This window comes from Sinomonas terrae, from assembly GCF_022539255.1.
Lineage (GTDB): Bacteria > Actinomycetota > Actinomycetes > Actinomycetales > Micrococcaceae > Sinomonas > Sinomonas terrae.
Genome location: NZ_JAKZBV010000001.1, coordinates 3,217,988 through 3,242,783 on the forward strand (window position 1 = coordinate 3,217,988; position 24,796 = coordinate 3,242,783).

23 protein-coding genes and 1 pseudogene are annotated in these 24,796 nt (G+C 67.2%); 5 read left to right on the forward strand and 19 right to left on the reverse strand.

The annotated features are described in order from the left end of the window. Window positions 1-52: 52 nt before the first annotated feature. From L0M17_RS14860 to L0M17_RS14910, 11 genes are all read right to left on the reverse strand, one after another. On the reverse strand, window positions 53-2,038 hold the full coding sequence (locus tag L0M17_RS14860) for an ABC transporter ATP-binding protein/permease (protein WP_241054905.1): 1,986 nt from the start codon (window positions 2,036-2,038) through the stop codon (window positions 53-55). Beyond that, window positions 2,035-3,039, reverse strand: coding sequence for an RND family efflux transporter (locus tag L0M17_RS14865; RefSeq protein ID WP_241054907.1), 1,005 nt, complete (start codon window positions 3,037-3,039; stop codon window positions 2,035-2,037). The genes L0M17_RS14860 and L0M17_RS14865 overlap by 4 nt, the downstream gene beginning before the upstream one ends. A 202-nt stretch (window positions 3,040-3,241) precedes the next feature. Further along, window positions 3,242-4,000 carry a hypothetical protein gene (locus L0M17_RS14870; protein WP_241054909.1) on the reverse strand — a complete coding sequence of 253 codons (759 nt, stop codon included), beginning with the start codon at window positions 3,998-4,000 and terminating at the stop codon, window positions 3,242-3,244. A 150-nt stretch (window positions 4,001-4,150) separates the two neighbouring features. Beyond that, entirely contained in the window at window positions 4,151-4,594 is a 444-nt protein-coding gene (locus L0M17_RS14875; RefSeq protein WP_241054911.1) for a peptidase inhibitor family I36 protein, read from the reverse strand. 55 nt (window positions 4,595-4,649) lie between these two features. After that, entirely contained in the window at window positions 4,650-5,351 is a 702-nt protein-coding gene (locus L0M17_RS14880) for a MazG nucleotide pyrophosphohydrolase domain-containing protein (RefSeq protein WP_241054912.1), read from the reverse strand. A 10-nt stretch (window positions 5,352-5,361) separates the two neighbouring features. Beyond that, entirely contained in the window at window positions 5,362-6,504 is a 1,143-nt protein-coding gene (locus L0M17_RS14885) for an adenosine deaminase (RefSeq protein ID WP_241054914.1), read from the reverse strand. Continuing rightward, window positions 6,497-7,273, reverse strand: a complete 777-nt coding sequence (locus tag L0M17_RS14890; RefSeq protein ID WP_372498027.1) for a DedA family protein — start codon at window positions 7,271-7,273, stop codon at window positions 6,497-6,499. The genes L0M17_RS14885 and L0M17_RS14890 overlap by 8 nt, the downstream gene beginning before the upstream one ends. A 130-nt stretch (window positions 7,274-7,403) precedes the next feature. Then, a complete protein-coding gene (locus L0M17_RS14895; protein ID WP_241054916.1) occupies window positions 7,404-8,735 on the reverse strand; it encodes a thymidine phosphorylase in 1,332 nt (443 codons plus the stop codon). Continuing rightward, window positions 8,732-9,166 carry a cytidine deaminase gene (locus L0M17_RS14900; protein WP_255732035.1) on the reverse strand — a complete coding sequence of 145 codons (435 nt, stop codon included), beginning with the start codon at window positions 9,164-9,166 and terminating at the stop codon, window positions 8,732-8,734. Before L0M17_RS14900 ends, L0M17_RS14895 begins: the two co-directional genes overlap by 4 nt. A gap of 2 nt (window positions 9,167-9,168) precedes the next feature. Continuing rightward, entirely contained in the window at window positions 9,169-10,368 is a 1,200-nt protein-coding gene (locus L0M17_RS14905) for an amidohydrolase (RefSeq protein ID WP_241054918.1), read from the reverse strand. A gap of 73 nt (window positions 10,369-10,441) precedes the next feature. Then, window positions 10,442-11,596, reverse strand: coding sequence for a mannose-1-phosphate guanylyltransferase (locus tag L0M17_RS14910; protein ID WP_241054920.1), 1,155 nt, complete (start codon window positions 11,594-11,596; stop codon window positions 10,442-10,444). Between the two features lie 260 nt (window positions 11,597-11,856). On the opposite strand from L0M17_RS14910, the gene sdhC reads away from it, so the two are divergent. From sdhC to L0M17_RS14930, 4 genes are all read left to right on the forward strand, one after another. Next, complete coding sequence (gene sdhC / locus L0M17_RS14915) at window positions 11,857-12,234, forward strand: succinate dehydrogenase, cytochrome b556 subunit (RefSeq protein WP_241054922.1); 378 nt, start codon at window positions 11,857-11,859, stop codon at window positions 12,232-12,234. Window positions 12,235-12,239: 5 nt separating this feature from the next. Continuing rightward, window positions 12,240-12,725 (forward strand): succinate dehydrogenase hydrophobic membrane anchor subunit, encoded by a 486-nt coding sequence (locus L0M17_RS14920; protein WP_241054924.1) that lies wholly within the window; start codon window positions 12,240-12,242, stop codon window positions 12,723-12,725. A 72-nt stretch (window positions 12,726-12,797) separates the two neighbouring features. Beyond that, window positions 12,798-14,585, forward strand: a complete 1,788-nt coding sequence (gene sdhA / locus L0M17_RS14925; RefSeq protein WP_241054926.1) for a succinate dehydrogenase flavoprotein subunit — start codon at window positions 12,798-12,800, stop codon at window positions 14,583-14,585. Beyond that, the gene (locus L0M17_RS14930) at window positions 14,585-15,367 is read left to right on the forward strand and encodes a succinate dehydrogenase iron-sulfur subunit (protein ID WP_241054927.1); all 783 of its coding nucleotides are present in this window, start codon (window positions 14,585-14,587) and stop codon (window positions 15,365-15,367) included. Before sdhA ends, L0M17_RS14930 begins: the two co-directional genes overlap by 1 nt. A gap of 286 nt (window positions 15,368-15,653) precedes the next feature. On the opposite strand, the gene L0M17_RS14935 is transcribed toward L0M17_RS14930, so the two are convergent. The 4 genes and pseudogenes from L0M17_RS14935 to L0M17_RS14950 all read right to left on the reverse strand — a co-directional run bounded on the left by L0M17_RS14935 (window position 15,654) and on the right by L0M17_RS14950 (window position 19,336). Next, window positions 15,654-16,577, reverse strand: a complete 924-nt coding sequence (locus tag L0M17_RS14935) for an IS110 family RNA-guided transposase (protein WP_308196887.1) — start codon at window positions 16,575-16,577, stop codon at window positions 15,654-15,656. A 46-nt stretch (window positions 16,578-16,623) separates the two neighbouring features. After that, complete coding sequence (gene istB / locus L0M17_RS14940; RefSeq protein ID WP_308196793.1) at window positions 16,624-17,421, reverse strand: IS21-like element helper ATPase IstB; 798 nt, start codon at window positions 17,419-17,421, stop codon at window positions 16,624-16,626. Continuing rightward, window positions 17,418-18,951: pseudogene (gene istA / locus L0M17_RS14945) on the reverse strand (IS21 family transposase). Before istA ends, istB begins: the two are co-directional and overlap by 4 nt. A gap of 94 nt (window positions 18,952-19,045) precedes the next feature. Next, window positions 19,046-19,336: a hypothetical protein gene (locus tag L0M17_RS14950; RefSeq protein ID WP_372498028.1), complete on the reverse strand. Its 291-nt coding sequence runs from the start codon at window positions 19,334-19,336 to the stop codon at window positions 19,046-19,048. Between the two features lie 299 nt (window positions 19,337-19,635). Between L0M17_RS14950 and L0M17_RS14955 the strand changes: the two genes are divergently transcribed. Next, window positions 19,636-20,718: an IS110 family RNA-guided transposase gene (locus tag L0M17_RS14955; RefSeq protein ID WP_241050952.1), complete on the forward strand. Its 1,083-nt coding sequence runs from the start codon at window positions 19,636-19,638 to the stop codon at window positions 20,716-20,718. Between the two features lie 276 nt (window positions 20,719-20,994). Here L0M17_RS14955 and L0M17_RS14960 read toward each other — a convergent pair whose 3' ends face one another. From L0M17_RS14960 to L0M17_RS14975, 4 genes are read right to left on the reverse strand one after another with little or no spacing between them, the layout of a single operon-like run. Further along, the gene (locus L0M17_RS14960) at window positions 20,995-22,368 is read right to left on the reverse strand and encodes a YihY/virulence factor BrkB family protein (RefSeq protein ID WP_241054931.1); all 1,374 of its coding nucleotides are present in this window, start codon (window positions 22,366-22,368) and stop codon (window positions 20,995-20,997) included. Beyond that, window positions 22,283-22,861, reverse strand: a complete 579-nt coding sequence (locus tag L0M17_RS14965; protein WP_241054932.1) for a 2'-5' RNA ligase family protein — start codon at window positions 22,859-22,861, stop codon at window positions 22,283-22,285. The genes L0M17_RS14960 and L0M17_RS14965 overlap by 86 nt, the downstream gene beginning before the upstream one ends. Before the next feature lie 4 nt (window positions 22,862-22,865). Then, window positions 22,866-23,924, reverse strand: coding sequence for a tryptophan--tRNA ligase (gene trpS, locus L0M17_RS14970; protein ID WP_241054933.1), 1,059 nt, complete (start codon window positions 23,922-23,924; stop codon window positions 22,866-22,868). Between the two features lie 18 nt (window positions 23,925-23,942). Then, window positions 23,943-24,788, reverse strand: coding sequence for an exodeoxyribonuclease III (locus L0M17_RS14975; protein WP_241054934.1), 846 nt, complete (start codon window positions 24,786-24,788; stop codon window positions 23,943-23,945). Window positions 24,789-24,796 lie beyond the last annotated feature (8 nt).

Here is a 24,796-nt window from a genome sequence, read left to right on the forward strand (position 1 = left end):
TGTCACCCACAGCCTAGTGGGCGCGCGGGACGGGCGCGACACTGTGACTCGCCTAGCCCCTGATGCGCTCTGCGATGGGGCCAGTTGCCGCGGCCCACGCGGGGTACACGGCCGCCGCGACACCGACCACAGCCCCTATTCCTGTCCCGAGCCACACGAGTTCCGAGCTCAGCACCGCCGTCCATCGCTGGAGGAGGCAGTAGACGACGACGGCACCGACCCCGAACGCCGAGCCCAGCAGGCCGCCGCCGAGGCCGAGGACTGCGCCCTCGAGGAGGAAGATCCGGGCGATGGAGGGGCGGCTCGCACCCAAAGCTCGGCGAAGCGCGATCTCCGCGGAGCGGGACTGGACCGCGAGGTACATGGCAGAGGCCGCGCCGAGACCCGAGAACAGCAGGAGGGCCCACGAGACGACACGGACCAGATCGGCGAGATCCGCAGAGACCCCACGGCGGAGCGAGCGGAGGTCAGCCGTCAGCGAGACCGTATAGGTGCCGGGCTGGGCTGCGTCGAGGGCGAGCGGGATCGCCGAGCGCAGTGCGGCGGGATAGCCGTCCTCGGTCCGGACGAGGAGAACCGGGCTGAGTCCGGCGCGCCCGGCAAGGGAGGCGAAATTGACGACGACCGCGTCCCCGAGCCCAGGGGCGCGGGCCGCACCGCGTATCGCACCCACAACGTCTACTCGGCGTCCATCGATCCAAAGTTGTTGGCCCGCCGCCACACTGTCGAGTCCGAGAGTACGGGCAGCCCCTTCGCCGATGAGCGCCGCAGGCTGCCCACGCTGGTTCGCCGCATCAAATGCAGCAACTGCGCCCTGAGGCGATGCCACGGCGCCTTGGAGTCCCAGCCACGCGCCGTCGGCCGTCAAGAGCTCTCCTCTGAAGCGGGACTGTCCGGGCACGCTGTGGGGCGCAAGGACGGTGACGCTGTACTCCTGGCTTGAGAGCGTCGCGGTCACCCCCGAACCACGGACGCCTTCGACGCGGGCGAGGTCCTCGCGGATCTGGCCGGTACGAGCGAAGAACTCGTGCTGGGTCGTCGGATCGCCGGTAGCGGTGACGGTGATTTCGTCGAGCGCCGCAGCCGAAATGCGCTGGGACACCTGTGCCGCAGCACTCTCGCTGAGGCCCACGGAGGCCGTGAGGCCTGCGACGCCGAGCGCGAAGGCGAGGACCACCATGGCGCTGCGGCCGATCCGCGACGTCGCCGAGGACAGCGCGTCCGAGACGTCGTCGAGGGGGTCCCACCGCGCGCGGCGCACATTGTTGGCTCTTTCTGGGAGGGTGCCCCGGGGCGCACGCGCTCGGGTTTCAGCCTCGGGCCCTCCGCCCGATTCTTCGATGAGGACTCCATCGGCGATGCGTACCCGTCGGTGTGCAGCAGCGGCGACGCGATCATCATGGGTCACGACGACAACCGTCGTCCCCTCGGCGTTGAGCTGTGACAGCTGGGCGATGAGCTCCTCGCCGTTGCGCGAGTCAAGGTTCCCCGTCGGCTCGTCGGCCAAGAGAATCGGAGCGCCGGTCGAGGCCGCGCGAGCGAACGCCAGGCGCTGCCTCTCCCCTCCCGAGAGGTGCCGGCCGCGCGTCGACCAGCGGTGGCCGAGCCCGACTCGTGCGAGACCCTTCGCTGCAGCTGCAGGCCTCTCCCGCCGCCGGACCCCTTGGACTCGCAGGCCGAGCGCAGCATTCCGAGCAGCCGTCTCCTCTCGGAGGACGTGCGATTCCTGGAAGACGAAGGCAAAGGTCTGCTTACGGAGACGGTTGAGTTCGCGTTCGGGGAGGTCCTCCACTCGACGACCGTGGAGACGGTACTCGCCCCTGTCTGGACGGTCTAAGGTGCCGATGATGTTGAGGAGCGTGGACTTCCCTGAGCCCGAGGCTCCGACGATCGCGACGAAATCTCCCTCCTCAATGTCAAGGTCGCAACCGCGCAGTGCAGCGGTGCCTGCGTCGAAGCTCTTCGCCACACCGCGGAGTGAGATCGCAGGCGCACGCGGGCCGATGTCCCTCTGGCGCTGCAGGCCGCAGTCGCTCATCCGACGATGACCTTCGCACCGGGCGGAAGCTCAGGATTCGTCTCGATACTCGCCCAACCGCCTTCCTGGGCCAGGACGGCAACCGTGACGTCGCGCGTCGGCGGCGTTCCCGAGCTGTTCTCGCCCTCGAGTTCACGCGTCACGTAGGTGCCCTGAGAACCTTGTCGGATCGCACTCAGGGGCACCGCGGGCCCACGCCTTCCCTGACCGCCAACAGTCACGGAGACTGTACTCGCCTCCTTGGGGGCGGCAGCGTCCTGCAGGGAGAGCTCGACGCGGACGTCGTGACCTGCGCGCTGTTCCTTCGAGGCCTCGTTGCTCTGGAAGGGCCCGATGGATGCGATCGTTCCGGCGAAGCTGGCCCCTCCGGATGCCCTCACCGTCACTGCCGTCCCGACCTTGACGGCGTCCGCCTCGGGCACCGTGAATCTGGCCGTGACGGCCTGCTGGCCCGCCGAGAGGACGAACAGCGGTTTGCCTGGTTCGAGCCTCTGGCCGACCGTCGGACCCAGACGAACGGTGCCCTCCCCCGTCGCCGCGGCGAAGTGGTCGACGGCGACGTAGGGCTTGCCCTCGCTCTCGGGCAGCTTCTGCCCATAGGCCTTGTACCAGAGACCTGTCGCCGTGAGGGTGCGAGCGTCGACAGTTCCGGTGGCGGACCCCCGAAGATAGCCGAGGCGAGTGAGCAGCGACTGAAAGGCCGAGACGTCAGGGCCGGAGTCGCCGTGCCGCAAGTCGCGGTAGAGCGGGACGCCCTCCGGCAGGAGGAAGACCGGGACGCCCGAGACGGTTGCGAGGAGATCACCGAACGCGATGGAAGCGTCTTGGGCCACGGCTACGGACGTGACGATCTGCTTGGCTCCACCCGCTGATCCCTCGAACCTGACCTCCCGAGTCGGCGCACCGCTCACGACCCCCTGAACGCTCAGGCTCGGGGTGACCATTCGTTCCTCGACCGCCGCTGTCACGCGCACGGTCTCAGGGGCCTGCTGGAGGGTCACGTCGTCTGGAGAACGGACGAGCGTGCCGAGCAAATAACTGCAGGCGATGCTTGCCGCAACGAGGACGACTAACACGGCTATGACAACTGGCCGCCCTGCGAAGGGAATGCGTCGACTGGGAATGGGTTGACTGGCTGCAGCCTCGCTCCCAACTGCAGCCGTTCTCCCATCGGCGGGTGTCAGGTCCTTCTCGGCGCGCCTCTTATGCACCATGCTCGGCCAGCACCTTGCGTGCTCTCGCGAGCGCGTCCTGCTTCGTCTTGGCCAACTCGGCGAGCTGAGCCTCCTTCGGCCCCATGAGCGCGGCCTGATACTGCGCCTCGATGTCCGACAGCCGCTGCATCACCGAGAACTTCTGCTTGCAGCGGACGTCCTTGACGGCGTCACGGATCTGCTGCTCCTTCGAGGAGTTCCCCATGGCCACGCCCCACTCCCCGTGGGCGGGATCCGGAGTCAAGCCCTCCGCCTTAATGCATGTAAGCCATTGATTATTGATCTGTCGATATTCTGGATCCCGGTACGTGAGGTTGGTGGCGCCGGCGGAGATTTCTCCCACAACGGTGTTCGCAGTCGCCGCCCATCCGGGGGTTATCTCAGGGATGAGCTCGCCGATTGACTCAAGCTGCGCTCTGCACTCTCGGGATGCTTCGACTGCGTCGTCGGGCGGGCCTTCCGCTCCATACCGAACACGCGAATCGTAGATCCCGTCAGCTCTCTTGATCTTCACCGGTTGCCACCCGTTGACCTCGACAAGCCTCATCACCCAAGGTCCATATCGGCGATACTCCGTGATTTCAAGATCTCCCGGAGTGCCCATAAGCGGCCTTCCTTGAGCTCGTACGCAGTCCTCAGTCAGGTACGAGTTGGCTGAAGAGACGACTTCCCATTCCTCAGGCGAAAAAATGTATGCGTCAAGCGGAAAAGTTACGGCGGCCTTAATCTCGTTAACGGCTGCCTTCACCGAATGAAAGTTCGAGCGGTCGACAGAGGGGGCGGACCTTTCCGTTGGCCCACTGCCACTCTGCTCTGGAACGCCGCAACCCGCGAGCAGCAGGAACGCCGCGACGAGAACCGCGCTTCCAAATCGAGCCGGTCGCAAGTTTCCGGCCAATCAGGAAGCCTCGTCATGGCTGCTAATGCGATCATTCCAGGTTCCACCCAAAGGATGGCCCAGAGAGGTCAGGTTGAAGGCTTGCCCTTCTTTGGCATAGAAGCTCCGACCGCCGAACCAAGCGTCCTGATAAAACATGACGTAGTGATATTTCGGGTTCGTGGTCCACCCGATTCGGAAGGTGCTCGCCTGATCATTCATCCAGCCGACGTAGCCATTGCGGTAGGGTGCACTGTATTTCGCCCCGCCGTAGTTGATATCGGTCCAGAAGCACACCTGACCGTTGGCGCACCCTGAATCTGCCGAGGCGGGAGCCAAGCCCACTCCCCCGATCAACCCGGCAACCACTGGCGCAATTCCTGCAAACCGCATCTTCTTCATGACGTCCCCTTGCCATTTCAGGATCAACTGGGCCATTTCCGGATCAACTGGCTGCCAATCCACTTTTTGCAACCTACAGGCCACGAGAGAGACCGGCAATGCTCACAACACGGTGAGGTCAGGCTGGCATGCGGCGGACGGCCGCCCGCAGGGCCCGCTCCGGGTCCAGACCCCGTAATCGCGCGGCCCGCACGATCCCCAGAAGTAGCTCGCCGAGGTCGTCTTCGGTCACAAACTCGGCCAGCGCCGACGCCTCGCTGTCCGCTTGGTGGGGCTGATCGCCGTCGAGCGCCCGGCGCCGCTCGGCCCGCCCGAGCGCCTTGTCAGCGAGGGCGAGGGCAGGAAGATGTCGGGGAAGCCCCTCAAGGGGGCCTTCCCCTGCCGAAGGTGCCATCGGCAACAGGTCCTCGCGCTCGGCAGCCGCCGCGCGCTCGGCCTTCTCCTCACGCTTCGCAGCGTCCCACGAGGCGATAATCTCCTCCACAGTCGCCGGAAAGCTGGGCTGCAACCCACCGTCGGACGTGAAGACGTGGCGGTTGCGGCGGACCATCTTGGCGGTGAGTGCCTCAGCGACGGCGTCTAGGTTGAAGGCCCCGCGCTCTCGCGCGATTTCGGAGTGCAGCACGACCTGAAGCAAGACGTCGGCGAGCTCACCCTTCAGTTCCTCCTCGGGCTGCCCCTCCTCGATGGCTTCCACAAGCTCGTACGACTCCTCGACGAGGTACTCGACGAGTGAGGCGTGCGTGAGCGCCGCCGTCCAGAGGCAGTGCTCGCGGAGGAGACGGACCACCTCCACGAGACGGTCGACGGCGGCACTCACGATGCGAGGCCTACTCGCCCAGGCTTCCGTACGCCTGGTTGATGAACTCCACGAGGTCTTCACGATCCTCGAGTGGAAGGAATGCCGCCTCTGCCGCATTGAGAGTGAGCTCGAGCAGATCATCCAGGTCGTAGTCGAAGGCCTCGACGAGCAGCTCGAACTCGTCGGTCAGCGTCACGCCGCTCATGAGCCGGTTGTCGGTATTCACGGTGACCTTGAAGCCGAGTTCATAGAGCATGTCGATCGGGTGGTCGAGGATGTCCTCGCCCCATGGGGCGATGGCACCCGTCTGAAGGTTCGACGACGGGCAGAGCTCGAGCGGGATCCCCCGGTCGCGGACCCACGCAGCGAGTTCGCCGAGCGTCACATCCAGGATCGGCACGCCGTCCTCGTCGACCTCTCCCGATTCCTCGACCGAGATGTCCTCGGCGATGCGGACACCATGGCCGAGGCGCAGCGCGCGCCCGTCCACGAGGGCCGACTGGATGCTCTCGAGCCCGGCTGCCTCGCCCGCATGCACCGTCACAGGGAAGTTCTGGCGAGCAAGGTACGTGAACGCATCCGCGAAACGGGACGCTGGAAATCCATCCTCCGCGCCGGCGATGTCGAAGCCGACAGCGCCATGCTCCCTGTGCCGCACGGCAAGCTCGGCGATCTCCTGTGAGCGGTCGGCGTGCCTCATGGCGGTAATGAGCTGGCCGACAGCGATGACTCGCCCGGACTCCTCGACCTTCGCGATGCCCTCCTCGATCCCCTCCTGCACCGCTTCCACGGCCTCGTCGAGGGTGAGTCCGCGGCTGAGGTGCTGCTCGGGGGCCCAGCGGACCTCGCCGTACACCACGCCGTCGTCCGCGAGATCCTCGACGAACTCACGGGCGATGCGACGCAGTGCAGACTCCGTCTGCATCACGGCGACGGTGTGGTCGAAGGTCTCGAGATAGCGCGGAAGCGAGCCGGAATCGGCGGACTCGCGGAACCACTGGGCGAGCGCCACGGGCTCGGTGGAGGGCAGCTCGTGCCCGATCTCCGCGGCGAGTTCGATGATCGTGGCAGGCCGCAGGCCGCCGTCGAGATGGTCGTGGAGGGAGACCTTGGGGAGAGAACGAAGGTCGAAGGTCAGATCAGGGGCGGCATCGATGATCGGCTCAGTCACGGTCCAACTTTAGGGAAGGGCCACGGCGCGCACCAGCCGGGCCCTCGGCACCACCTCGGTGCGGGGCGTAGTCGTCCGCCGAAAGGCCAGCCTCGGGGTGCTGGCTCAGGTGCGAGCGACGTGCTGCCTCGGCACGTGCCGCCGCCCGCTGCGCGTCCTTCGCGTCGCGCCAACGGTGCAGCACGGTGATCAGGTGATCGAGGATGACGCCCAGAATGAGCGCGAACACGACTGCGACGGCGGCGCTTCCGAGGGGATTGTGGTGCAGCCACGGGAACGAGCTGGCGAGCAGCCCGACGCCGAGCGAGTACCCGACCCACGTCAAGCACGCGAAAGCGTCCAACCAGAAGAACGTGCGGTGCCGGAATCGGGTCGATCCGGCGACGTAATTGACGGCCACGCGCCCCCATGGGACGTAGCGCGCTGTGAAGATGAGGACTGCTCCGCGTTTATCGAGCTCGTGCCGCGCCCAGGCGAAGACCTTCTGCACCCTAGGCCGGCGCATCCACCGCCAGCGGTCGATGCCGATCCCGCGTCCGAGCATGTACGCGGTGTTGTCCCCTGCTATTGCACCGACGAGCGCCGTCAGGCCGAGGACCCAGAGATTGGGCTCACCGCTGTGGCGCCAGTAGGCTGCGAGTGCAACGATGAGGGTCTCGCTCGGAGCGATCACTGCAAAACCGTCGACAAAGAAGAAGACCAGCAGGATCGGATAGATCCACCACTGCCCAGCAGCATGCAGAATCGCGTGATCCAGAACGTTCAGCATGCGATGGTGCTCCTTGTGCGGCGGGCTCATTTCAGTGTCGCACGCCCTAGAGCATGCTGCTATCCGCTGGAGTTACTCCCTCCGCGTAGCCGCGCTGTCCCCTGACGCGGCTAAGGTCGCCTTCAGCGTTTCATGCGACCCTGTCAATGACAAGCCTCTGCGCCGGGCGGGCGCCCGCCGGGGCGATGACGGCCGCGCCCTCAAGCACCTGCTTCGCGCGCCCAAAGCGGTCCGAACTGTCGGTCAGGAGCGTCATGAGCGGCTCTCCTGCACGGACAAACGCACCGGGCTTCGCGTGCAGCCGTACCCCGGCCGCCGCTTGTACCGAATCTTCCTTGCGCGCCCGACCCGCACCGAGGCGCCATGCGGCCACCCCTACTTTGAAGGCGTCGAGTTCGACGAGGACCCCGTCGGCCGGAGCGTAGACGACCTCGGATTCCTGCGCCGTCGGAAGGGCGGCATCAGGGTCACCGCCCTGCGCCGCGATCATTCGCCGCCACACGTCCATCGCACGGCCGTCGCGGAGCGCTTGCTCAGGATCGGCGTCGTGCACGCCAGCGCATGCGAGCATCTCCTCGGCAAGGCGCACCGTGAGCTCGACGACGTCCTCGGGACCCCCGCCCGCGAGCACCTCGATGGACTCCTCGACCTCGAGCGCGTTGCCGACCGTGAGCCCGAGTGGCGTAGACATGTTGGTGAGGAGCGCCACCGTCTTCACGCCGGCATCCAAGCCCAAGGCGACCATAGTCTCCGCGAGCTCGCGCGCCTGCCTCTCATCCTTCATGAAGGCACCCGAGCCGACCTTGACATCCAAGACGAGCGATCCCGTGCCCTCGGCGATCTTCTTGCTCATGATCGAGGAGGCGATGAGCGGGATGGACTCGACCGTTCCCGTGACATCGCGGAGTGCGTAGAGCTTCCTGTCGGCGGGAGCAAGCCCTGCCCCGGCAGCGCAGACGACGGCGCCCACTCCTTCGAGCTGGGCCATCATCTCGTCGTTGCTGAGCGCGGCGCGCCAGCCGGGGATCGACTCGAGCTTGTCGAGGGTCCCACCGGTGTGGCCAAGACCCCGCCCGGAAAGCTGCGGTACGGCGACACCGAACACGGCGACCAGCGGGGCGAGAGGTAGCGTGATCTTGTCGCCCACTCCCCCGGTCGAGTGCTTGTCCGCCGTCGGTCGCACTCCCCCTCCCGGGGCCCGCAGCGTGGAGAAGTCGAGACGCTCGCCCGAAGCGGTCATGGCGGCGGTCCAGCGCGCAGTCTCGCGGTGCGTCATCCCGTTGAGCAGGATCGCCATGGCCAGCGCCGACATCTGCTCCTCTGCGACCACGCCGCGCGTGTAGGCGTCCACGACCCATTCGATCTGATCGTCCGAGAGATCCCTGTGGTCCCGCTTGGTGCGGATGATGTCGACAGCATCGAAAGATTCGGCTGCGTTGACTCGGTCCAACGGGTCGCTCACGGTCCCTCCTCGGGCGCTTCCAGGTTCTCGGGTCCGAAGGCATCCGGAAGGATGTCTTCGATCGAACGGATGCCACGAGCTGTCAGGAGCTGCATGCCCGGAGCGCGGAATTCGTAGAGGAGCTGACGGCAGCGGCCGCAGGGCATGAGGGGCTTGCCCTCCCCATCCACACACGCGAAAGCCCGGATCCGTCCGCCTCCAGTCATCTGGATCTGGCCGAGGAGCGTGCACTCGGCGCAAAGGGTGAGTCCGTAGGAGGCGTTCTCGACGTTGCACCCGCAGACCGTCCGGCCGTCGTCGAGCAGCGCCGCGGCGCCCACCGGAAAGCGTGAATACGGGGCGTAGGCCTTGCGCATGGCTGCGTGGGCGAGGGCGGCGAGCCCGTCCCAGTCAACGGCCTCAGCCTCTGACAGCCCCTCCGACGACTGCAACGTCAGAGGTCCCGCACGCTGCGGAGGGCGGCTGCAGCGAGAACCCTGACGCCGCAGGCAATCGCACCCTCGTTAACGATGAGGTCACCGCGGTGGAGGTCATACTCCTCTCCGCCAGGCGTTGCGACGCCGAGACGGAACATGGAGCCCGGGATCTCGGCGAGGAACCATGCGAAGTCCTCCCCGCCCATCGACTGAGGCGTCAGGACGACGGCGTCCTCCCCAAGTTCGGCACGGGCAGCTGCTTCGATGAGCGCTGTCTCGTGCTCCGAGTTCACAACCGGCGGCACGCCCCGAGTGTGCTCGAGCCGCACGTCGACGCCGTAGGGGGCCGCGACCTGCTGGACCACCTCGTCGAGAAGCTCGCCAGCGCTGTGCCACGCCTCGCGATCGAGGCAGCGCATAGTCCCGGCCATGTGGCCGATCGCGGGAATCGCGTTGGGTGCGGCTCCAGCCGCAATCTGGCCCCAGACCATCGACACGCCGCTCCGCACGTCGACGCGACGGGACAGGACGGCCGGGACGTTGATCGCGATCTGCGAGAGCGCGAACACGAGGTCCTCGGTGAGGTGGGGGCGAGAGGTGTGTCCGCCCCGTCCCACGAGTTCGATTCGGATGGTGTCCGACGCGGAGGTGATCGAGCCGATCCGGGTCCCGATGCGGCCCACCTCGATCCTGGGATCACAGTGCAGCGCCATGATGCGGGGAACGCCGGAGAGGACGCCCTGGTCGATGCACGCGAGGGCGCCGCCCGGCATCGTCTCCTCGGCTGGCTGGAAGATGACACGGACCGTTGCGCCGAGCGGCTCCTCGCGGTGCTTGTCGGCCAGCACGAGGGCCGCACCGAGGGCACACGTCGTATGGACGTCGTGGCCACACGCGTGCGTGACGCCGTGGTTCAGCGAGGCGAACGGGAGGCCCGTCTCCTCGATGATGGGGAGGGCGTCGATGTCGCCGCGAAGCGCCGTGGCGATCGGTCCCTCACCGATGTCGACGACGACGCCCGTCCCCTCGAGGCGCCGCGGCTCAAGACCTGCTGCCTCGAGTCGGGCGACGATGCGGTCGGTCGTGCGAAATTCCTGAAAGCTCAGTTCGGGGTGCGCATGAAGATCACGACGGAACGCGATGAGATCGGGCAGAAGATGATCGAGACGGGGGCCGACCAGGGGCGTCGGGTCGGCTTCCGTGGTGTAGTTGCGCACTCGTTCACTCTAGCGCCACGCTCTCTTCGCCCACGTTTCAACGACGGGCGTCGCTCAACGAGACGCGCTGGCGTCAGAGGACGTCCGTGTCGCCACTCGCCTTGAGGGCCGCAACGGCCCCCTTGACCTTCTGCGCATGCTCCTTGGTCGTCACGAGGAGCGCATCGGGGGTGTCGACGATCACGACGTCCTGAATGCCGATGAGCGCGATGACCCGCTTGGTGTCGGAGACGACGATCCCGCTCGCGCCTTCCGTGAACACCCGCGCGCCCTCGCCCAGGACCGTGACGGCGTCGACCTCGCGTGCACTGTTGAGCCGTCCGATGGCGGCGAAGTCTCCGACGTCGTCCCAGCGGAATGCTCCAGGCACGACGGCGACGTCCCCGGCAGCGGCTGCAGGCTCCGCAACCGCATAGTCGATAGCGATCTTCGGGAGGGTCGGCCACACGCGGGCGGTCACCTCGTCCCGGTCCGGCGTATCCCACGCGTCCGCGATCTCCGTGAGCCCCGCGTAGAGCTCCGGCTGGTTCGCCTCGAGATGCTCAAGCATCAGAGAGACCGGGGCGACGAACATGCCCGCGTTCCAGAGGTACTCGCCGGACGCGAGGTACTTCTCTGCGACTTCAAGGCTCGGCTTCTCGACGAACTCGGCGACTGCACGCGCGCTCGGGGCGCCCGCGACGTCGAGCGCTTCCCCACCCCGGATGTAGCCGAAGCCGGTCGAAGGGTGAGTCGGCTCAATGCCGATCGTCACGATCTTGCCGCGTTCGCCGGAGGCGGCCGTATGAATGGCCTCCAGCACCGCTGCCCGGAAGACGGTGTCGGGGCTGATCACGTGATCCGCCGCGAAGGAGCCCATGATCGTGGCCGGGTCTCGGCGGTAGAGGATTGCCGCGGCAAGCCCGATGGCGGCGCCGGAGTCCTTGGGCTCGCTCTCGAGCACGAGGTCAGCGGTATCGAGCTCTGGGATCTGGTGGCAGACCGCAGCGCGGTGAGCCTGGCCGGTCACGACAAGGAGGCGACCGTTCGCGAGCGGCCGCAGCCTGTCATACGTCGCCCTGATGAGCGTGCTCCCCGACCCGGTGAGGTCGTGGAGGAACTTCGGCGCAGCCGCGCGCGAAAGGGGCCACAGCCGCGTGCCGACTCCGCCCGCCGGGATTACGGCGACAAAGCGGTCCAGGACGGCGTCGCGGTCTGCCGCACTCGCGGCCGGAAATTCAGTGCTCATCGCCCCTACTCTAATGGAGGCCACCGCACGGAGGAGGGGCCAGCGCGCCCTTGCACAACTCCATCTGGGAGCCTTGTGATAATCCCCACTCTCCTAGTCTGGGAGCGGGCAGCAAATTGAATAAGCTGAGAGCGAAGCCTAGATTTAGGCTGGAGCTCGACAGAGTACGCGTCCGCCAGCCGAGACGGGCGCCTTCTGCATCGGTGCCCTCGCCTCTGTGGGTGAGCGCGGCGCATCGGTGCTCGCAGGGAGGTTTATCAGTGCCGACAAAACCAGCTGGCACCCTGTACCGCGGCCGTGAAGGCATGTGGTCCTGGGTCGGGCACCGGATTACCGGTGTCGTGATCTTCTTCTTCTTGTTGGTGCATGTGCTGGACACCTCATTGGTGCGCGTGTCCCCCGACGCCTACAACGCCGTCATCGGCGAATATAAGAACCCGGTGATGGGACTTGGCGAGACCGCACTCGTGGCCGCCATCCTCTTCCACGCGTTCAACGGCCTTCGTATTATCGCGGTCGACTTCTGGAAGAGTGGGCCGAAGTACCAACGGCAGATGCTGTGGACCGTCGTCGTCGTGTGGGCCGTCGTGTTCGTGGCCTTCGCCATCCGCCAACTCTCGATCGTGTTCGGAGGCTGACCGGCATGAGCACAACTCCTGACATTCGATTCCCCCGGAGCACGACGGAGACCGGTCGGGTCGCTCCCAAGTACACGCGCCACGGCAGCGGCGCCAAGGGCGGCTTCGAGATGGCCGCCTGGCTGTTCATGCGCTTCTCGGGCATCGTGCTCGTCGTCCTGATCTTCGGGCACCTGTTCGTCAACCTCATGGTCGGCAACGGCGTGCACGCGATCGACTTCGGGTTCGTGGCCGGCAAGTGGGCCAGCCCGTTCTGGCAGTGGTGGGATCTGGCGATGCTGTGGCTAGCGATGCTGCACGGCACGAATGGCGTCCGCACGATCATCAACGACTACGCCGACCGGGACACCGTCCGCTTCTGGCTCCTCATCGTGCTGTTCGCTGCGGCGGCGGCCATCGTGATCCTCGGCACGCTCGTGATCTTCACGTTCAACCCGTGCCCCACCGTCAACGGAGTCCCGCTCCCAGGCTCGTTCTGCCCCAAGCCGTAGCAGGCATTTCAGGCGGCGCCCTCGGCACGCGAGCGGCGCCGCAGTCTTGCGCGAGAGAGAGAAGCATCCAGTATGCAGGTCCACAAGTACGATGTGGTGATCGTCGGCGCCGGCGGCGCCGGCATGCGCGCGGCCATTGAGTCCGGCCAGCGCGCGCGCACCGCGGTGCTGACCAAGCTGTACCCCACCCGCTCCCACACCGGCGCGGCTCAGGGCGGCATGTGTGCCGCCCTCGCCAACGTCGAAGAGGACAACTGGGAGTGGCACACCTTCGATACCGTCAAGGGCGGCGACTACCTGGTCGACCAGGACGCCGCGGAGGTCATGGCCAAGGAGGCGATCGACGCCGTCCTCGACCTTGAGAAGATGGGCCTCCCGTTCAACCGCACCCCCGAGGGACGCATTGACCAGCGCAGGTTCGGGGGTCACACCCGCGACCATGGCAAGGCGCCTGTCCGCCGCGCCTGCTACGCGGCCGACCGCACGGGCCACATGATCCTCCAGACGCTGTACCAAAACTGCGTCAAGCACAACGTCGAGTTCTACAACGAGTACTACGTCCTTGACCTCCTCGTCGTCGAAGAGGATGCGGTTCGCGAGGACGGAACGCCGTACAAGCAGAAGCGCGTCGCGGGCGTTGTGAGCTACGACCTCGCGTCCGGCGAGATCCACGTCTTCCAAGCGAAGGCGATCATCTTCGCGACCGGCGGGGCGGGCAAGGTCTTCAAGACCACGTCCAACGCCCACACTCTGACGGGCGACGGCATGGGCATTGCCTTCCGCCGCGGCATCCCGCTCGAGGACATGGAGTTCTTCCAGTTCCACCCGACGGGCCTCGCGGGCCTCGGCATCCTCCTCTCGGAAGCCGCGCGCGGCGAGGGCGCCATTCTGCGCAACTCCGAAGGCGAGCGCTTCATGGAGCGCTACGCTCCCACCATCAAGGACCTCGCCCCGCGCGACATCGTCGCCCGATCGATGGCAAACGAGGTGCGCGAGGGTCGCGGCGCCGGTCCGAACAAGGACTACGTGCTCCTCGACCTGACCCACTTGGAGCCTGCCCACATCGACGCGAAACTCCCGGACATCACGGAGTTCGCCCGCACGTACCTCGGCGTGGAGCCCTACACCGAGCCCGTCCCCGTCTACCCGACGGCGCACTACGCGATGGGCGGCGTCCCCACGAACATCAAGGGCGAGGTCCTCCAGGACAACGACACGATCATCCCGGGCCTCTATGCAGCCGGCGAGGTCGCCTGTGTCTCCGTGCACGGCTCGAACCGCCTCGGCACGAACTCGCTCCTCGACATCAACGTGTTCGGCAAGCGCTCAGGCATCAACGCGGCCGAGTACGCGAAGACGGCCGACTTCGTCGAACTCCCGGACAACCCGATGGCGGAGACCATCGCCATGCTCGACGTCGTCCGCACGGCAACGGGCACGGAGAGGGTCGCGGCGATCCGCGCCGACCTCCAGGAGACGATGGACGCCAACATGCAGGTGTTCCGCACAGCCGACTCGATCACAACCGCCCTCGCGGACATCGAGAAGCTGCGCGAGCGGTACCGGAACATCAGCATCCAGGACAAGGGCAAGCGGTTCAATCTGGATCTCCTCGAGGCCGTCGAGCTCGGCTTCCTCCTGGACCTCGCAGAGGCCATGACCGTCGCCGCCCTCCACCGCAAGGAGTCCCGCGGCGGCCACTACCGCGAAGACTTCCCCGACCGCGATGACGCCAACTGGATGAAGCACACGATGCTCTACAAGGACCCGTCGGCCGAGACCGAGGGCATCAAGGGCATCCGCTTCGGCACGAAGCCGGTCGCCTTCACCCGTTACGAGCCAATGGAGCGTAAGTACTGATGACCGCGTCAACTGAAGAGCCTGCTTCGAAGGTCGAGCTCCCCGCGAGTGTCGGCGGCGGGGGCGAGATCCCCACATTCGACGTGACGCTCCGTGTGCGCCGCTATAACCCAGAGGTCTCGGAAGAGTCGCACTGGGAGGAGTTCAAGCTCACGATGTACGGCACGGACCGCGTGCTCGACGCCCTCCACAAGGTCAAGTGGGAGCTCGACGGTTCACTCTCGTTCCGTCGCTCGTGCGCGCACGGCGTCTGCGGCTCGGATGCCATGCGCATCAACGGCCGCAACCGCCTCGCTTGCAAGACCCTCCTCAAGGACCTCGACACGTCCAAGCCGATCTTGGTCGAGCCCATCAAGGGCCTTCCGGTCGAGAAGGACCTCATCGTCGACATGGAGCCCTTCTTCCAGTCGTACCGCGAGATCATGCCGTTCCTTGTGGCGAAGGGCCACGCCCCCACCCGGGAGCGTCTTCAGTCCCCCGAGGATCGCGAGCGGTTCGACGACACCACGAAGTGCATCCTCTGTGCCGCCTGCACCTCCTCGTGCCCGGTGTTCTGGACGGATGGGCAGTACTTCGGCCCGGCTGCGATCGTGAATGCGCATCGCTTCATCTTCGATTCGCGTGACGACGCCGGCGACATGCGCCTTGAGATCCTCAACGACAAGGAAGGTGTGTGGCGCTGCCGCACGATCTTCAACTGCTCGGAGGCCTGCCCCCGTGGCATCCAGGTGACCAAAGCCATCTCGGAGGTCAAGCAGGCGGTCCTCGCCCGCCAGTTCTGATATGGAGTGGCCTGCTGTCAAGTGGGCATGGTGAGGCGCCGTCGGGAGGTTTCCCGGCGGCGCCTCGCTGCTTCGCGAGCGGGGGTGTTGGTCGAGCGTGTCATTGGGCGACGCGCGGTCACACTGATATGCGCGGGTTGGCTACCGCAGGACGGTGGTTCGGCTGGAGCCGGTCCGCGTGTCTAAGAACGAGCGTGAGGCCTTCGGCCCTGCTCATAGAACTCTCGCGGGTGGCTCCACGCGCTGCCGCCAACACCCAACCCCGGGCGAAGCAGTCAGCGGGGGCTCAGTCGTCGTCCATGACGGCCAGGGACCAGCACCAGCCGGCGAGCTCGCGAGCGATCGCGACGTTCGCGACGGTGGGGCGCTTGCGGCGCTCGAGGAACTTCACCCATCGGGCGTGCAGGCGACGGTTGCCCTCATCGCCCCGGACCCGCGCGGCGGCGGGGGCCAGATCCCACCGGTCGAGCATGGTCTTCCCGACGGTGTAGCGGGCCCTGTGGTGCCAAGCCGCTTCGACCAGGAGCCGGCGGACGTGGGAGTTGCCGGTCTTGGCGATCGGTCCTTGGGCGCGGGAGGAGCCCGAGGAGTGCTCGGACGGGGTGAGTCCGACGAAGGAGCCGATCGTAGCCCCGGTGAACCGGTGCCAGTCCCCGATCTCCACTGCGAGGGCAAAACCGGTCAGGGTGCTCACACCGCGCAGGCAGCCCAGGCGGCGCACGACGGGTGCGAACTCGCTCTCGGCGGCCAGCTCTTCGATCGCGGAGTCGAGCCGGCCACGACGGGACTTCGTGGCGAGGGCGGCCTCGTAGCCGGAGTCGAAGGCCGTCCGGGTAGCCGTGGACCCCAGCTGCAGAGCGGCCTCTTTCCGCAGCCAGGCATCGTGGGCGCCGGTCCAGGCGTCCCCACCCTCGTAGACGATCCCGTGGCGCAGCAGCAGCTTCGAGAGCCGGTGCCGAGCGCGCATCAGGTCCCCACGGCAGTCCTCCCTGGCCCGCACCAGATCACGCGCGGACTCCTGGGATATGGTCGGGACCGCCACGGGAGTGATCTCGTCCAGGCGCAGCAGCCTGGCCAGGTGCACCGCGTCTCTGGCGTCGGTCTTGACACGGTCTCCCGATGGCCGCTGGAGCTTCGTGTCAACGGCCAGTTGGTTTTCCCCGTGGACGGCCAGTTGTTCTCCCCGGTGGCGGCCATCTTTCCTCCCCACGTATGGCCAGTTGATTCCCCGGTTCGGGTTTGGACTGTCTGTCGGGTCAGCGGAAGGGCGTCACCCCCTTGCCGGAGGCGGCTTGGGCGAGGCGGTAGGACTCGCCCTTGGTCTCGACCCGGTGGGCGTGGTGCATGAACCTGTCCACCGTCGCGGTCGCGATGGTCTTGGGCATGATCTCGTCGAATCCGGCCGGGGCGAGGTTCGAGCTGACCGCCATCGCCCGGCGCTCGTAGGCGGCGTCCACGAGGCGGTAGAACCCCTCGGCGGCGTCTGGGGAGACCGGGAGCAGGCCTATGTCGTCCACGATGATCAGATCGCTGCGCACGACCCTGGTCAGGGCCCGGGCGATGGAGTCGTCGGCGCGGTGCTTGCGCACCAGGGCGCCGAGATCCTCGATCCCGAACCAGGACACGATCATGCCGGCCTCGACTGCCGCGTGGCCGAGCGCCTCGCAGAAGTGCGACTTCCCAGTCCCCGACGGCCCGTAGATCGCGAGATTCTCCCGCCGGCGGACCCATTCGAGGGACTTGAGTGCTTCCTGGGTCGGGCGCGGGATCGGGGAGAGCTCCTCGTCCCAGTCGCCGAAGGTCTTCCCTGCCGGGAAGCCGGCGGATTTGCGGCGGGTGATCAGGTTGGCGCGGTCGCGGCCGGCGACTTCCTCCGCGAGCAGGACCCGCACGAGCTCGGCTGGGTCCCAGCGCTGGGCCTTCGCGGTGGGGATCAGGTCCGTGAGCGCCTTGCGCATGTGGGGCAGCTTCAGCCGGCGGGTCAGCTCCAGGGCCTCGGCCAGCGGGTCGCCGTGGGCGCGGGCGACCACGGTCTGCATCGTTGTGATCGTCACCGGTCCTCCTCCTCGCCCGTCATGTCGGCGGCGGCGGGCTCTGAGCCATCGAGGCGGCCCCAGCCGCCCGTGCCCGGCTGGAGGGAATGGGCCTCGGAGGCCCGGGAGGGCTCCACGTGGGCGAGCCCGGCCTGGTAGCCCAGGATCGAGACCAGGTCCCTGTCGGCGAACCTGCCCGTCGTCGCGGCCGTGCCCAGGGCCCGGTCGACCTGGTCGGTGCCGTAGAGCTTGGCGAACGCGACGGCCTCGGCCATCTTCGCGCGGATCCGCCTGGCTCCCGCGGCGGCGGCCTCGACCAGCCACGCCTTGGCACCCGCGCCGAGCATCAGGAACGCTGCCTCCTCCGGGGTGGTCGCCCTGGGCTGGCGGTCCGCGGCCTCATCCGCCCGGGGCGGGTAGTGCGCGTCGTCCAGGACTGGGGTCCCGGGACGCCCGGTCGCATGCCGGGCCACCTCGCGGGCCTCCCCGCGCTCGGCCACGGAGGTGACGATGACCTCCTCGCCCGCCTCGCGCACCCAGACCCTGGTGTTGGCCAGCTCGTGCGGGACCGAGTACCGGACCCCGTTCATCGACACGGTCGCGTCCCAGTTCACCCGGCGGGTGGTCCCGAACACCACCGTGAACGGCGCCTTCGGAAGCAGATGCAGCCGCTCCCGCTCCGCAGCGAGCATCGCCGCCGGCGCCTGCCGTGTCTCCCGGTGCGGGCGGGCGTTGACCTCGTCGCAGAAATCGTGGCACGCCTTCTCCAACTGCCCGAAGGTGCGGTACTCCTCGAGCAGGTTCGCCGCCGTGGGCACCAGATCCGCCTTTCGAGATCCGCACCGTGGACTCCGAGCCGCCCTTGGACTGCGGGTCGGCGGGAACGCAGGTGCGCACGGTCATCCCGTAGTGGCGGCCCATCTCCACGATCTGCGGGTTGCGCACCGCGACCCTGGCGATGTGGTCGGCGGTCACGGTGCGCTCGTTGTCGGTCAGCGCGAACGCCGGGACCCCGCCCATCCTGCGCAGCGTGGCATCCATGCACGCCACGACCGTCGGCAGGCTCTTGTCCCAGATCGGGATCACGACGCGGAACCGCGACCACGCCAGCCACGCGCACCACAGCAGCGTCGCCCGGCCCCCGATCCTCGGCCCCCATCCGTAGTCCCACTGCAGCCACAGCCCAGGCTCGACGATCCAGGGGCGGAACACGCGCCGCCGCCCCGCCGCGAACTGCGCCTTGGCCTCCGCGACCGTGCGCCTCGTGGTCCTCTCCGCGCCGGTGAACCCCATCGCGACCAGCCGCTCATGGACCACATCCGCCCGGACCCGGCCTCCCGAGCGCTCGACGAGTTCTTCGATCTTCGGCAGGAACCCGTCGATCGGCCTGGCCCGCTGCCCCTTCTCGCGATCCGGCCCTCCGGCAGCCCGCAGCTTCACATACCTGGCCACCGTGTGATGGTCACACCCCGCGAGCTCCGCTGCGGCACGGTAGCTGCCGGTGAGGTCATACGCCTCAAGAATCTCCATGATCTCCTCGTTGCTCTTCATCCGCGATCATCACCACGACCGGCGGAAGGAATCCCGCACCCGGGGAGAACAACTGGCCGTGGACGGGGAGAAAGAACTGGCCGTCAGCGGGGAACTATCTGGCCGCCAATGGGGAGAATCTCATGGCCGCTGACAGCTTCGACGGTGCGGCGACCACGCACCTGACTCCCTGTGAGGTCAAGGCCCTCGCAAGTCCGAACCCCGTCGGGCCGGCTTCGTAGACCACGGCGACCGGGCCCGGCAGGCCGGCGAGCCATGACTTCACCGCCTCGTAGGACGGGGAAAGCCGGACCTGGACCAGCTCGCCTGTGTCGCCGTCGATCGCTGCCGCCGCGAACGACCGGGCGTGCACATCCAGCCCAACACTCGTACGCTCAATGAACACCTGTGAGTCTTGGAGCGGCTGGTCCGGGACCGGCTGGCAGGGTAGGTGCTGGACGCCTTCTCCTCGGCTGTGACTCGAATGAACACTGGCCCCTTCATGGGCCTTCGCCCCGAATTGTCCAGCCATGGGGGTTGGTGCCCGGCGCCCGCCCGGCCCACACCGATGGCTTGATCAGAAGACTGCCCGACCCCTGCGGGGCCGTGGCCCATCACAGGAATGCCTCGGAGTGACCTTCACCCGGGCCGACGCCGGCCGCGCCGCGGCCAGAAGCATCTGCCCCTACTCGAGGAAGGAACCCCGTGGCCGCGAAGACTACTGTCGCACAGACGCGCCCGTTCGTCATCGGCGTGGACACCCACGCCCGCACCCACACCCTTGCCATGGTCCGCGCGGCGACCGGTGAACAGCTCGGCTGCCAGCAATTCCCGGCCACCGCGGCGGGCATGCGGAGGGCCCTCGACTGGGCGGCCCGCCGCACGGGAGGAGACGCAGACGCACTCTGGGTCATCGAGGGAATCGGCAGCTATGGAGCCCAGCTCGCAGCGGCAGTCGTGAAGGCCGGCTTCGAGGCTGTGGAAGCCCCCAGGGGCTACGTTCGCTCACGAACCACCACAGGGAAATCCGATCCGCTGGACGCGGCCGCGATCGCGGCCGCAGCCCTCCCGCTCGAGGGCACCCGCCTGCGTATCCCACGCCAGGATGAGGGCGTGCGCGCTGCCCTGCGAGTGCTCATCGCGGCAAGGGAGCAGATGACGCTCGAGCGCACGGCCAAGGTCAACGCACTCACTGCCCTGGCCCGGACCGTCGACCTCGGGATCGACGCCCGCCGGCCCCTCTCAGCCACCCAGGTCACGGAGATGGCGCGATGGCGGGCACGGGAAGAGGGCGTCGCGGCTGCCACCGCCCGGACGGAGGCGGTCCGCCTTGCCAAACGAATCCGCGTTCTGGACGAGGAGCTCGCGGACAACCAGCACTGCACATCCGAGCTCGTCAAGGCTAGCCCCGCCGCGCCCCTGCTGGAGATGACCGGCATAGGACCGGTCACCGCCGCCGTGGTCTACACCGCCTGGTCACACCTCGGGAGGGTCCGCTCCGAGGCCGCTTTCGCCACTCTTGCCGGGGTCAGCCCCGTCCCGGCTTCTTCCGGGAACATCGTCCGATACCGGCTCAACCGAGGAGGCGACAGACGCCTCAACCGGGCCCTGCACATGGCCACCATCACCCGAATGGTCCACGATCCCGACAGCCGTGCCTACGCCGAACGACGCACAGCCGAAGGCAGAACCACACGCGAGATCCGTCGCTGCCTCAAGAGATACCTCGCCCGCCACCTCTACCGCACCCTCAACGCACTCCACCGCGACGCACTCGCAGCAGCTTGACGCGACATAGAAGATTCGGGACCTCCCACGCATGTCGGATAGGCCGAGCAGGGGACTCTGCTCGGTAACCCACGAATCTGCGTGAGCGAGGCCCCGGCCCGCAACCACCCACGAAAGGCGGTTACTCCATACCGTCTAACTGATCGTCACCCGCCAGTCCTGGGAGGCAGGATGAGGCTCGGAAGACGCGAGTGAGGCCTGGGAGACAGGAACGGGAGGGGCTCCGCTGCATCAGCAGCGGAGCCCCTCCCTCATCCTTGGCTTCTGTTCCTGCCCTCAGCCACGCCCTCGACCCCTCAGCGCCTTCAGCCACCCGCCCATGCCGCGCTTCTGCGGGTGGTCGGGGACCAGTGCTGCGGCGTTGGGAGCGGAGACCGGCTCAGGCGGCGCCACGCTCGCGGGGATGCTGGGAAGCCCGAGTGAGCCGGCGCCGTCGTGCGTCAAGGGGCCGTGGGAGCCTTCGTTGACCGGCTGGCGGTGGTCCCGCGCCCGAAGCTCTGCCTCAACGTGGGCAAGCTGCGGTCCCGGGTGGAACGCGGGGCGCGAGGAACCGAGCATCCCGGGCCGCCGGGCGGCGACAGCGCCCGTATCCGCCTCACGGATTGCGGCCCAGGAACCCGACACCAAGTAGACCTGGCTCACGAGGTTGAACCAGATGAGCAGCCCGATGATAATCGCGAAGGACGCAAGCAGCGGATTCGCCCCGGCTCTCGCGAGTAGCTGGCTGCTGAAGAGCTGCAGGACAGTCGTGCCGGCGCCCGCAATGATCGTCGCCTCCAGCCAGGCGCGGTGAGAGAGCCGGAGTCCCGCGGCGAGCCGGAACATGATGACGGCCGTGACCCAGTTGAGCAGCAGCGGCACAATGATCCCGATAAGCCAGCTGATGGGTGCGACGATCGCCCTGTCGATGTGCAACAGGTCTGCGATGAAGCCGATGGCACCCGTGAACAGGATGCTCACGCCGGACGTGAGAACGAGCGCCACCCCGAGAAGCAGGAGGGTTCCGGCGTCGTGGAGACGTTGGAGGACCGCATTCAGCTGAAGCGGCCGTTCAGCGAGGACCCCCCGGAGGCCGTCGCGGAGGCTGCTGATCCAGCCAAGTGACGTGAAGATGGTCACGAGCGCGCCAATGATGGCGGTCAGCCCGAGCCCGGACGGGTTGAGGAGGGCGTGGGGATCCGCAATTCCCTGCTGGCCGTTGACCTTGAGGAGCCCGGGAGCGGATTGTGCGACGAGCTGGACTGTCTTGTTGACGAGCTCAGGCTGCCCTGCCAGCACAAGGCCTGCGATCGAAAACCCGGTTGCGAGCAGACCGAGGATCGAGAAGAACATGTTGAAGCCGATCCCGGCACTCATGAGCGGTCCATGACGCAGCCCGTAGAGCTGCATCGTCCGCACGGGACGCAACGTGTTGACCTTCGCGACGAGCCATTGGATCAGCGACAGGAGGCGCTTGAACCCGCCACTGCCATCGAGCTTCGCGCGGCCCCAAGCCTGGCGGGCGTGCAGGGCGTTGAGGCGCAGCTTCTCGAGGTCGGTAGGCGGGGTCGGGCCGGCCTTCTGTCTATCGGGACGCCTCTGACGCGGGCGCCTCTCCACTGAAGTCGAGCTCTTCCCGTAGTTGCCAGAAGCCGTCGGAGTCGTGCTCATACAGCCCCATGCTAGCGACTGTGAAGGATGTGCTGTAGTTCTTCAGCGCCTCCTCGGCCTCGTCGAGCCGCTCCCCATCGACATCGTGGGCCACTGTCACGTGCGGATGGTACGGGAAAGGAAGCTCTCGCTCGAGGGGCCCTCGCTGCAGCTCGCCATGGAGCTTGACGCATTCCTCGAACCCTTCCGTCACCTCGAGGTACACAACATCGGAGACCGGCCGGAACGATCCAGTGCCGCGAAGCGTCACACGGAACGGTGCCTGCCGCGCCGCGACCGCCCGCACGTGGCTGACTGCCGCGTTCCAGTCCTCGGTTTCCGTCGTCGTCACAAGCGTGATGTGGGCGGGGATGACGTCGGCCACGGGATCCCCAAAAGAGGCTCGCCATTTTCTGAGCTCCGCCGCGACATCATCTGGGAAGCCGAGGATAACGCCGACGAGGGGAACTTCCCCGGCCTGCGCTTGAATCTGCCCCGCGAGTCGACCCGTCATCGCCTCAGACTGAGGCAGCAGCCGGAGCCATGGCGGGCAGGAAGCCTACCTTCCGATAGACATCGGCGAGCGTCTCCGCCGCGATCTCGCGGGCCTTCGCGGCACCCACGGCAAGGAGGCGATCCAGCTCCGCCGGATCGCGGAGCAGTTCCTCCGTGCGCGCCTTGATGGGGGCGACGGCGTCGACCACGACCTTTGCGACGTCGGCCTTGAGGTGCCCGTACATCTTGCCTTCGTAGGACGCCACGAGCTCGTCGATGCTCTGCCCCGTGATCGTCGAGCTGATGGTCAGGAGATTCGAGACGCCCGGCTTGGTCTCGCGGTCGAAGCGAACCACGGTCTCGGTGTCCGTAACCGCGGACTTGATGCGCTTCGCCGTGACCTTCGGGTCATCGAGGATGTTGATCAGGCCATTGGGCGATTCCGCCGACTTCGACATCTTGGCCGTCGGGTTCTGCAGATCGTAGATCTTGGCGGCGACCGGCGGGATGAGTGCCTCCGGGACCACGAACGTCTCGCCGAAGCGGGTATTGAAGCGGTGCGCGAGCGTGCGCGCTAGCTCGAGGTGCTGGCGCTGGTCCTCCCCCACTGGGACGCCGTACGGCTTGTAGAGCAGGATGTCAGCGGCCATGAGCATCGGGTACGTGAACAGGCCCGCACTCGCCGCGTCGTGGCCTTGGCGAGCCGCCTTGTCCTTGAACTGGGTCATGCGCGAGGCCTCGCCGAAGCCCGTGATGCAGTTGAGCACCCATGCGAGCTGGGCGTGCTCGGGCACGTGCGACTGGACGTAGAGGGTCGACCTCTCGGGATCGATCCCGGCCGCGATGAACTGGGCCGCTGTGAGCCGCGTCCGCTCGCGCAGTTCCTCGGGCTCCTGCGGAACGGTGATGGCGTGCAGGTCCGGGATGAAGTAGAAGCAGTCGTACTCGTCCTGCTGCTTCACCATGTTGACGAGGGCGCCGAGGTAGTTGCCGAGGTGCAGCGAGTCGCCGGAGGGCTGCATGCCAGAGACGAGACGTTGGCGGCCGGGAGGGGTCATGGCTGGCGTGGAGTCAAGCGTCATGGTGTTGGTCTTCCGGGTCTAGAGCTTGTAGTCGATCACGAGCGGAGCGTGGTCCGAGAAGCGTGTGTCCCATGCCGTTGCGCGGTCGACGACGGCATTCCTCGCCGCGCCTGCGAGGCCGGGGGTGGCCATGTGGTAGTCGATCCGCCACCCGGCGTCGTTGTCGAAGGCGCGCCCACGCTGGGACCACCACGTGTACGGGCCGTCGATCTGGCCTGACAGCTCCCGATGCACGTCCTTCCAGCCGATCTCGTCTCCGAAGAAGCGGTCGAAGTACGCTCGCTCCTCCGGCAGGAAGCCCGCGCGCTTCTGGTTCGCCTTCCAGTTGCGGATGTCCAAGGGCGTGTGGCCGACGTTGAGGTCCCCGACGACGAGCGCGTGGTCGCTCAGCTCAGCCAGTTCGGGGAGGCGCTTGAGCATGGCGTCGAGGAAGCGGTACTTGTCGACCTGCTTCGGGGTGTCTGCCTCGCCCGAATGCACGTAGGCGCTCACGACCGTGAGCTGCTTGCCGCCGTCGAGCGCGAAATCAGCCTCGACCCACCGCCCGGCGGTCGCGAAGTAGTCGTCGCCGATGCCAACGCGCGTCGCCGTCGGCTCCGCGCGGGAAGCGATGGCCACCCCGGCGCGGCCCTTCGCGTCCGCCTCGGCGTGCAGCACATGCCACCCCTCCAACGAGCCAGTGACGACGTCGTCTGGAGCGCGCACCTCCTGAAGGCACAGGATGTCGAGATCGCGCGGCCCGAGCCACTCCGGCATTCCCTTTCGCCAGGCTGCGCGGAACCCGTTGACATTGACCGTTGCGATGCGCAAGGCCCCGTCCTTCGGCGCGTAGGCAGGCGTGGTGATGGCAGCTTCGAGGGTCACCTTGCCAC

Coding starts and splice junctions, on each gene's coding strand:
- L0M17_RS14930 (WP_241054927.1), top strand. CDS start 14,585: ATGACCGCGTCAACTGAAGAGCCTGCTTCGAAGGTCGAGCTCCCCGCG.
- trpS (WP_241054933.1), bottom strand. CDS start 23,924: ATGACGCTTGACTCCACGCCAGCCATGACCCCTCCCGGCCGCCAACGT.
- L0M17_RS14860 (WP_241054905.1), bottom strand. CDS start 2,038: ATGAGCGACTGCGGCCTGCAGCGCCAGAGGGACATCGGCCCGCGTGCG.
- L0M17_RS14965 (WP_241054932.1), bottom strand. CDS start 22,861: ATGACGGGTCGACTCGCGGGGCAGATTCAAGCGCAGGCCGGGGAAGTT.
- L0M17_RS14960 (WP_241054931.1), bottom strand. CDS start 22,368: ATGAGCACGACTCCGACGGCTTCTGGCAACTACGGGAAGAGCTCGACT.
- sdhA (WP_241054926.1), top strand. CDS start 12,798: ATGCAGGTCCACAAGTACGATGTGGTGATCGTCGGCGCCGGCGGCGCC.
- L0M17_RS14920 (WP_241054924.1), top strand. CDS start 12,240: ATGAGCACAACTCCTGACATTCGATTCCCCCGGAGCACGACGGAGACC.
- L0M17_RS14910 (WP_241054920.1), bottom strand. CDS start 11,596: ATGAGCACTGAATTTCCGGCCGCGAGTGCGGCAGACCGCGACGCCGTC.
- L0M17_RS14890 (WP_372498027.1), bottom strand. CDS start 7,273: ATGCTGAACGTTCTGGATCACGCGATTCTGCATGCTGCTGGGCAGTGG.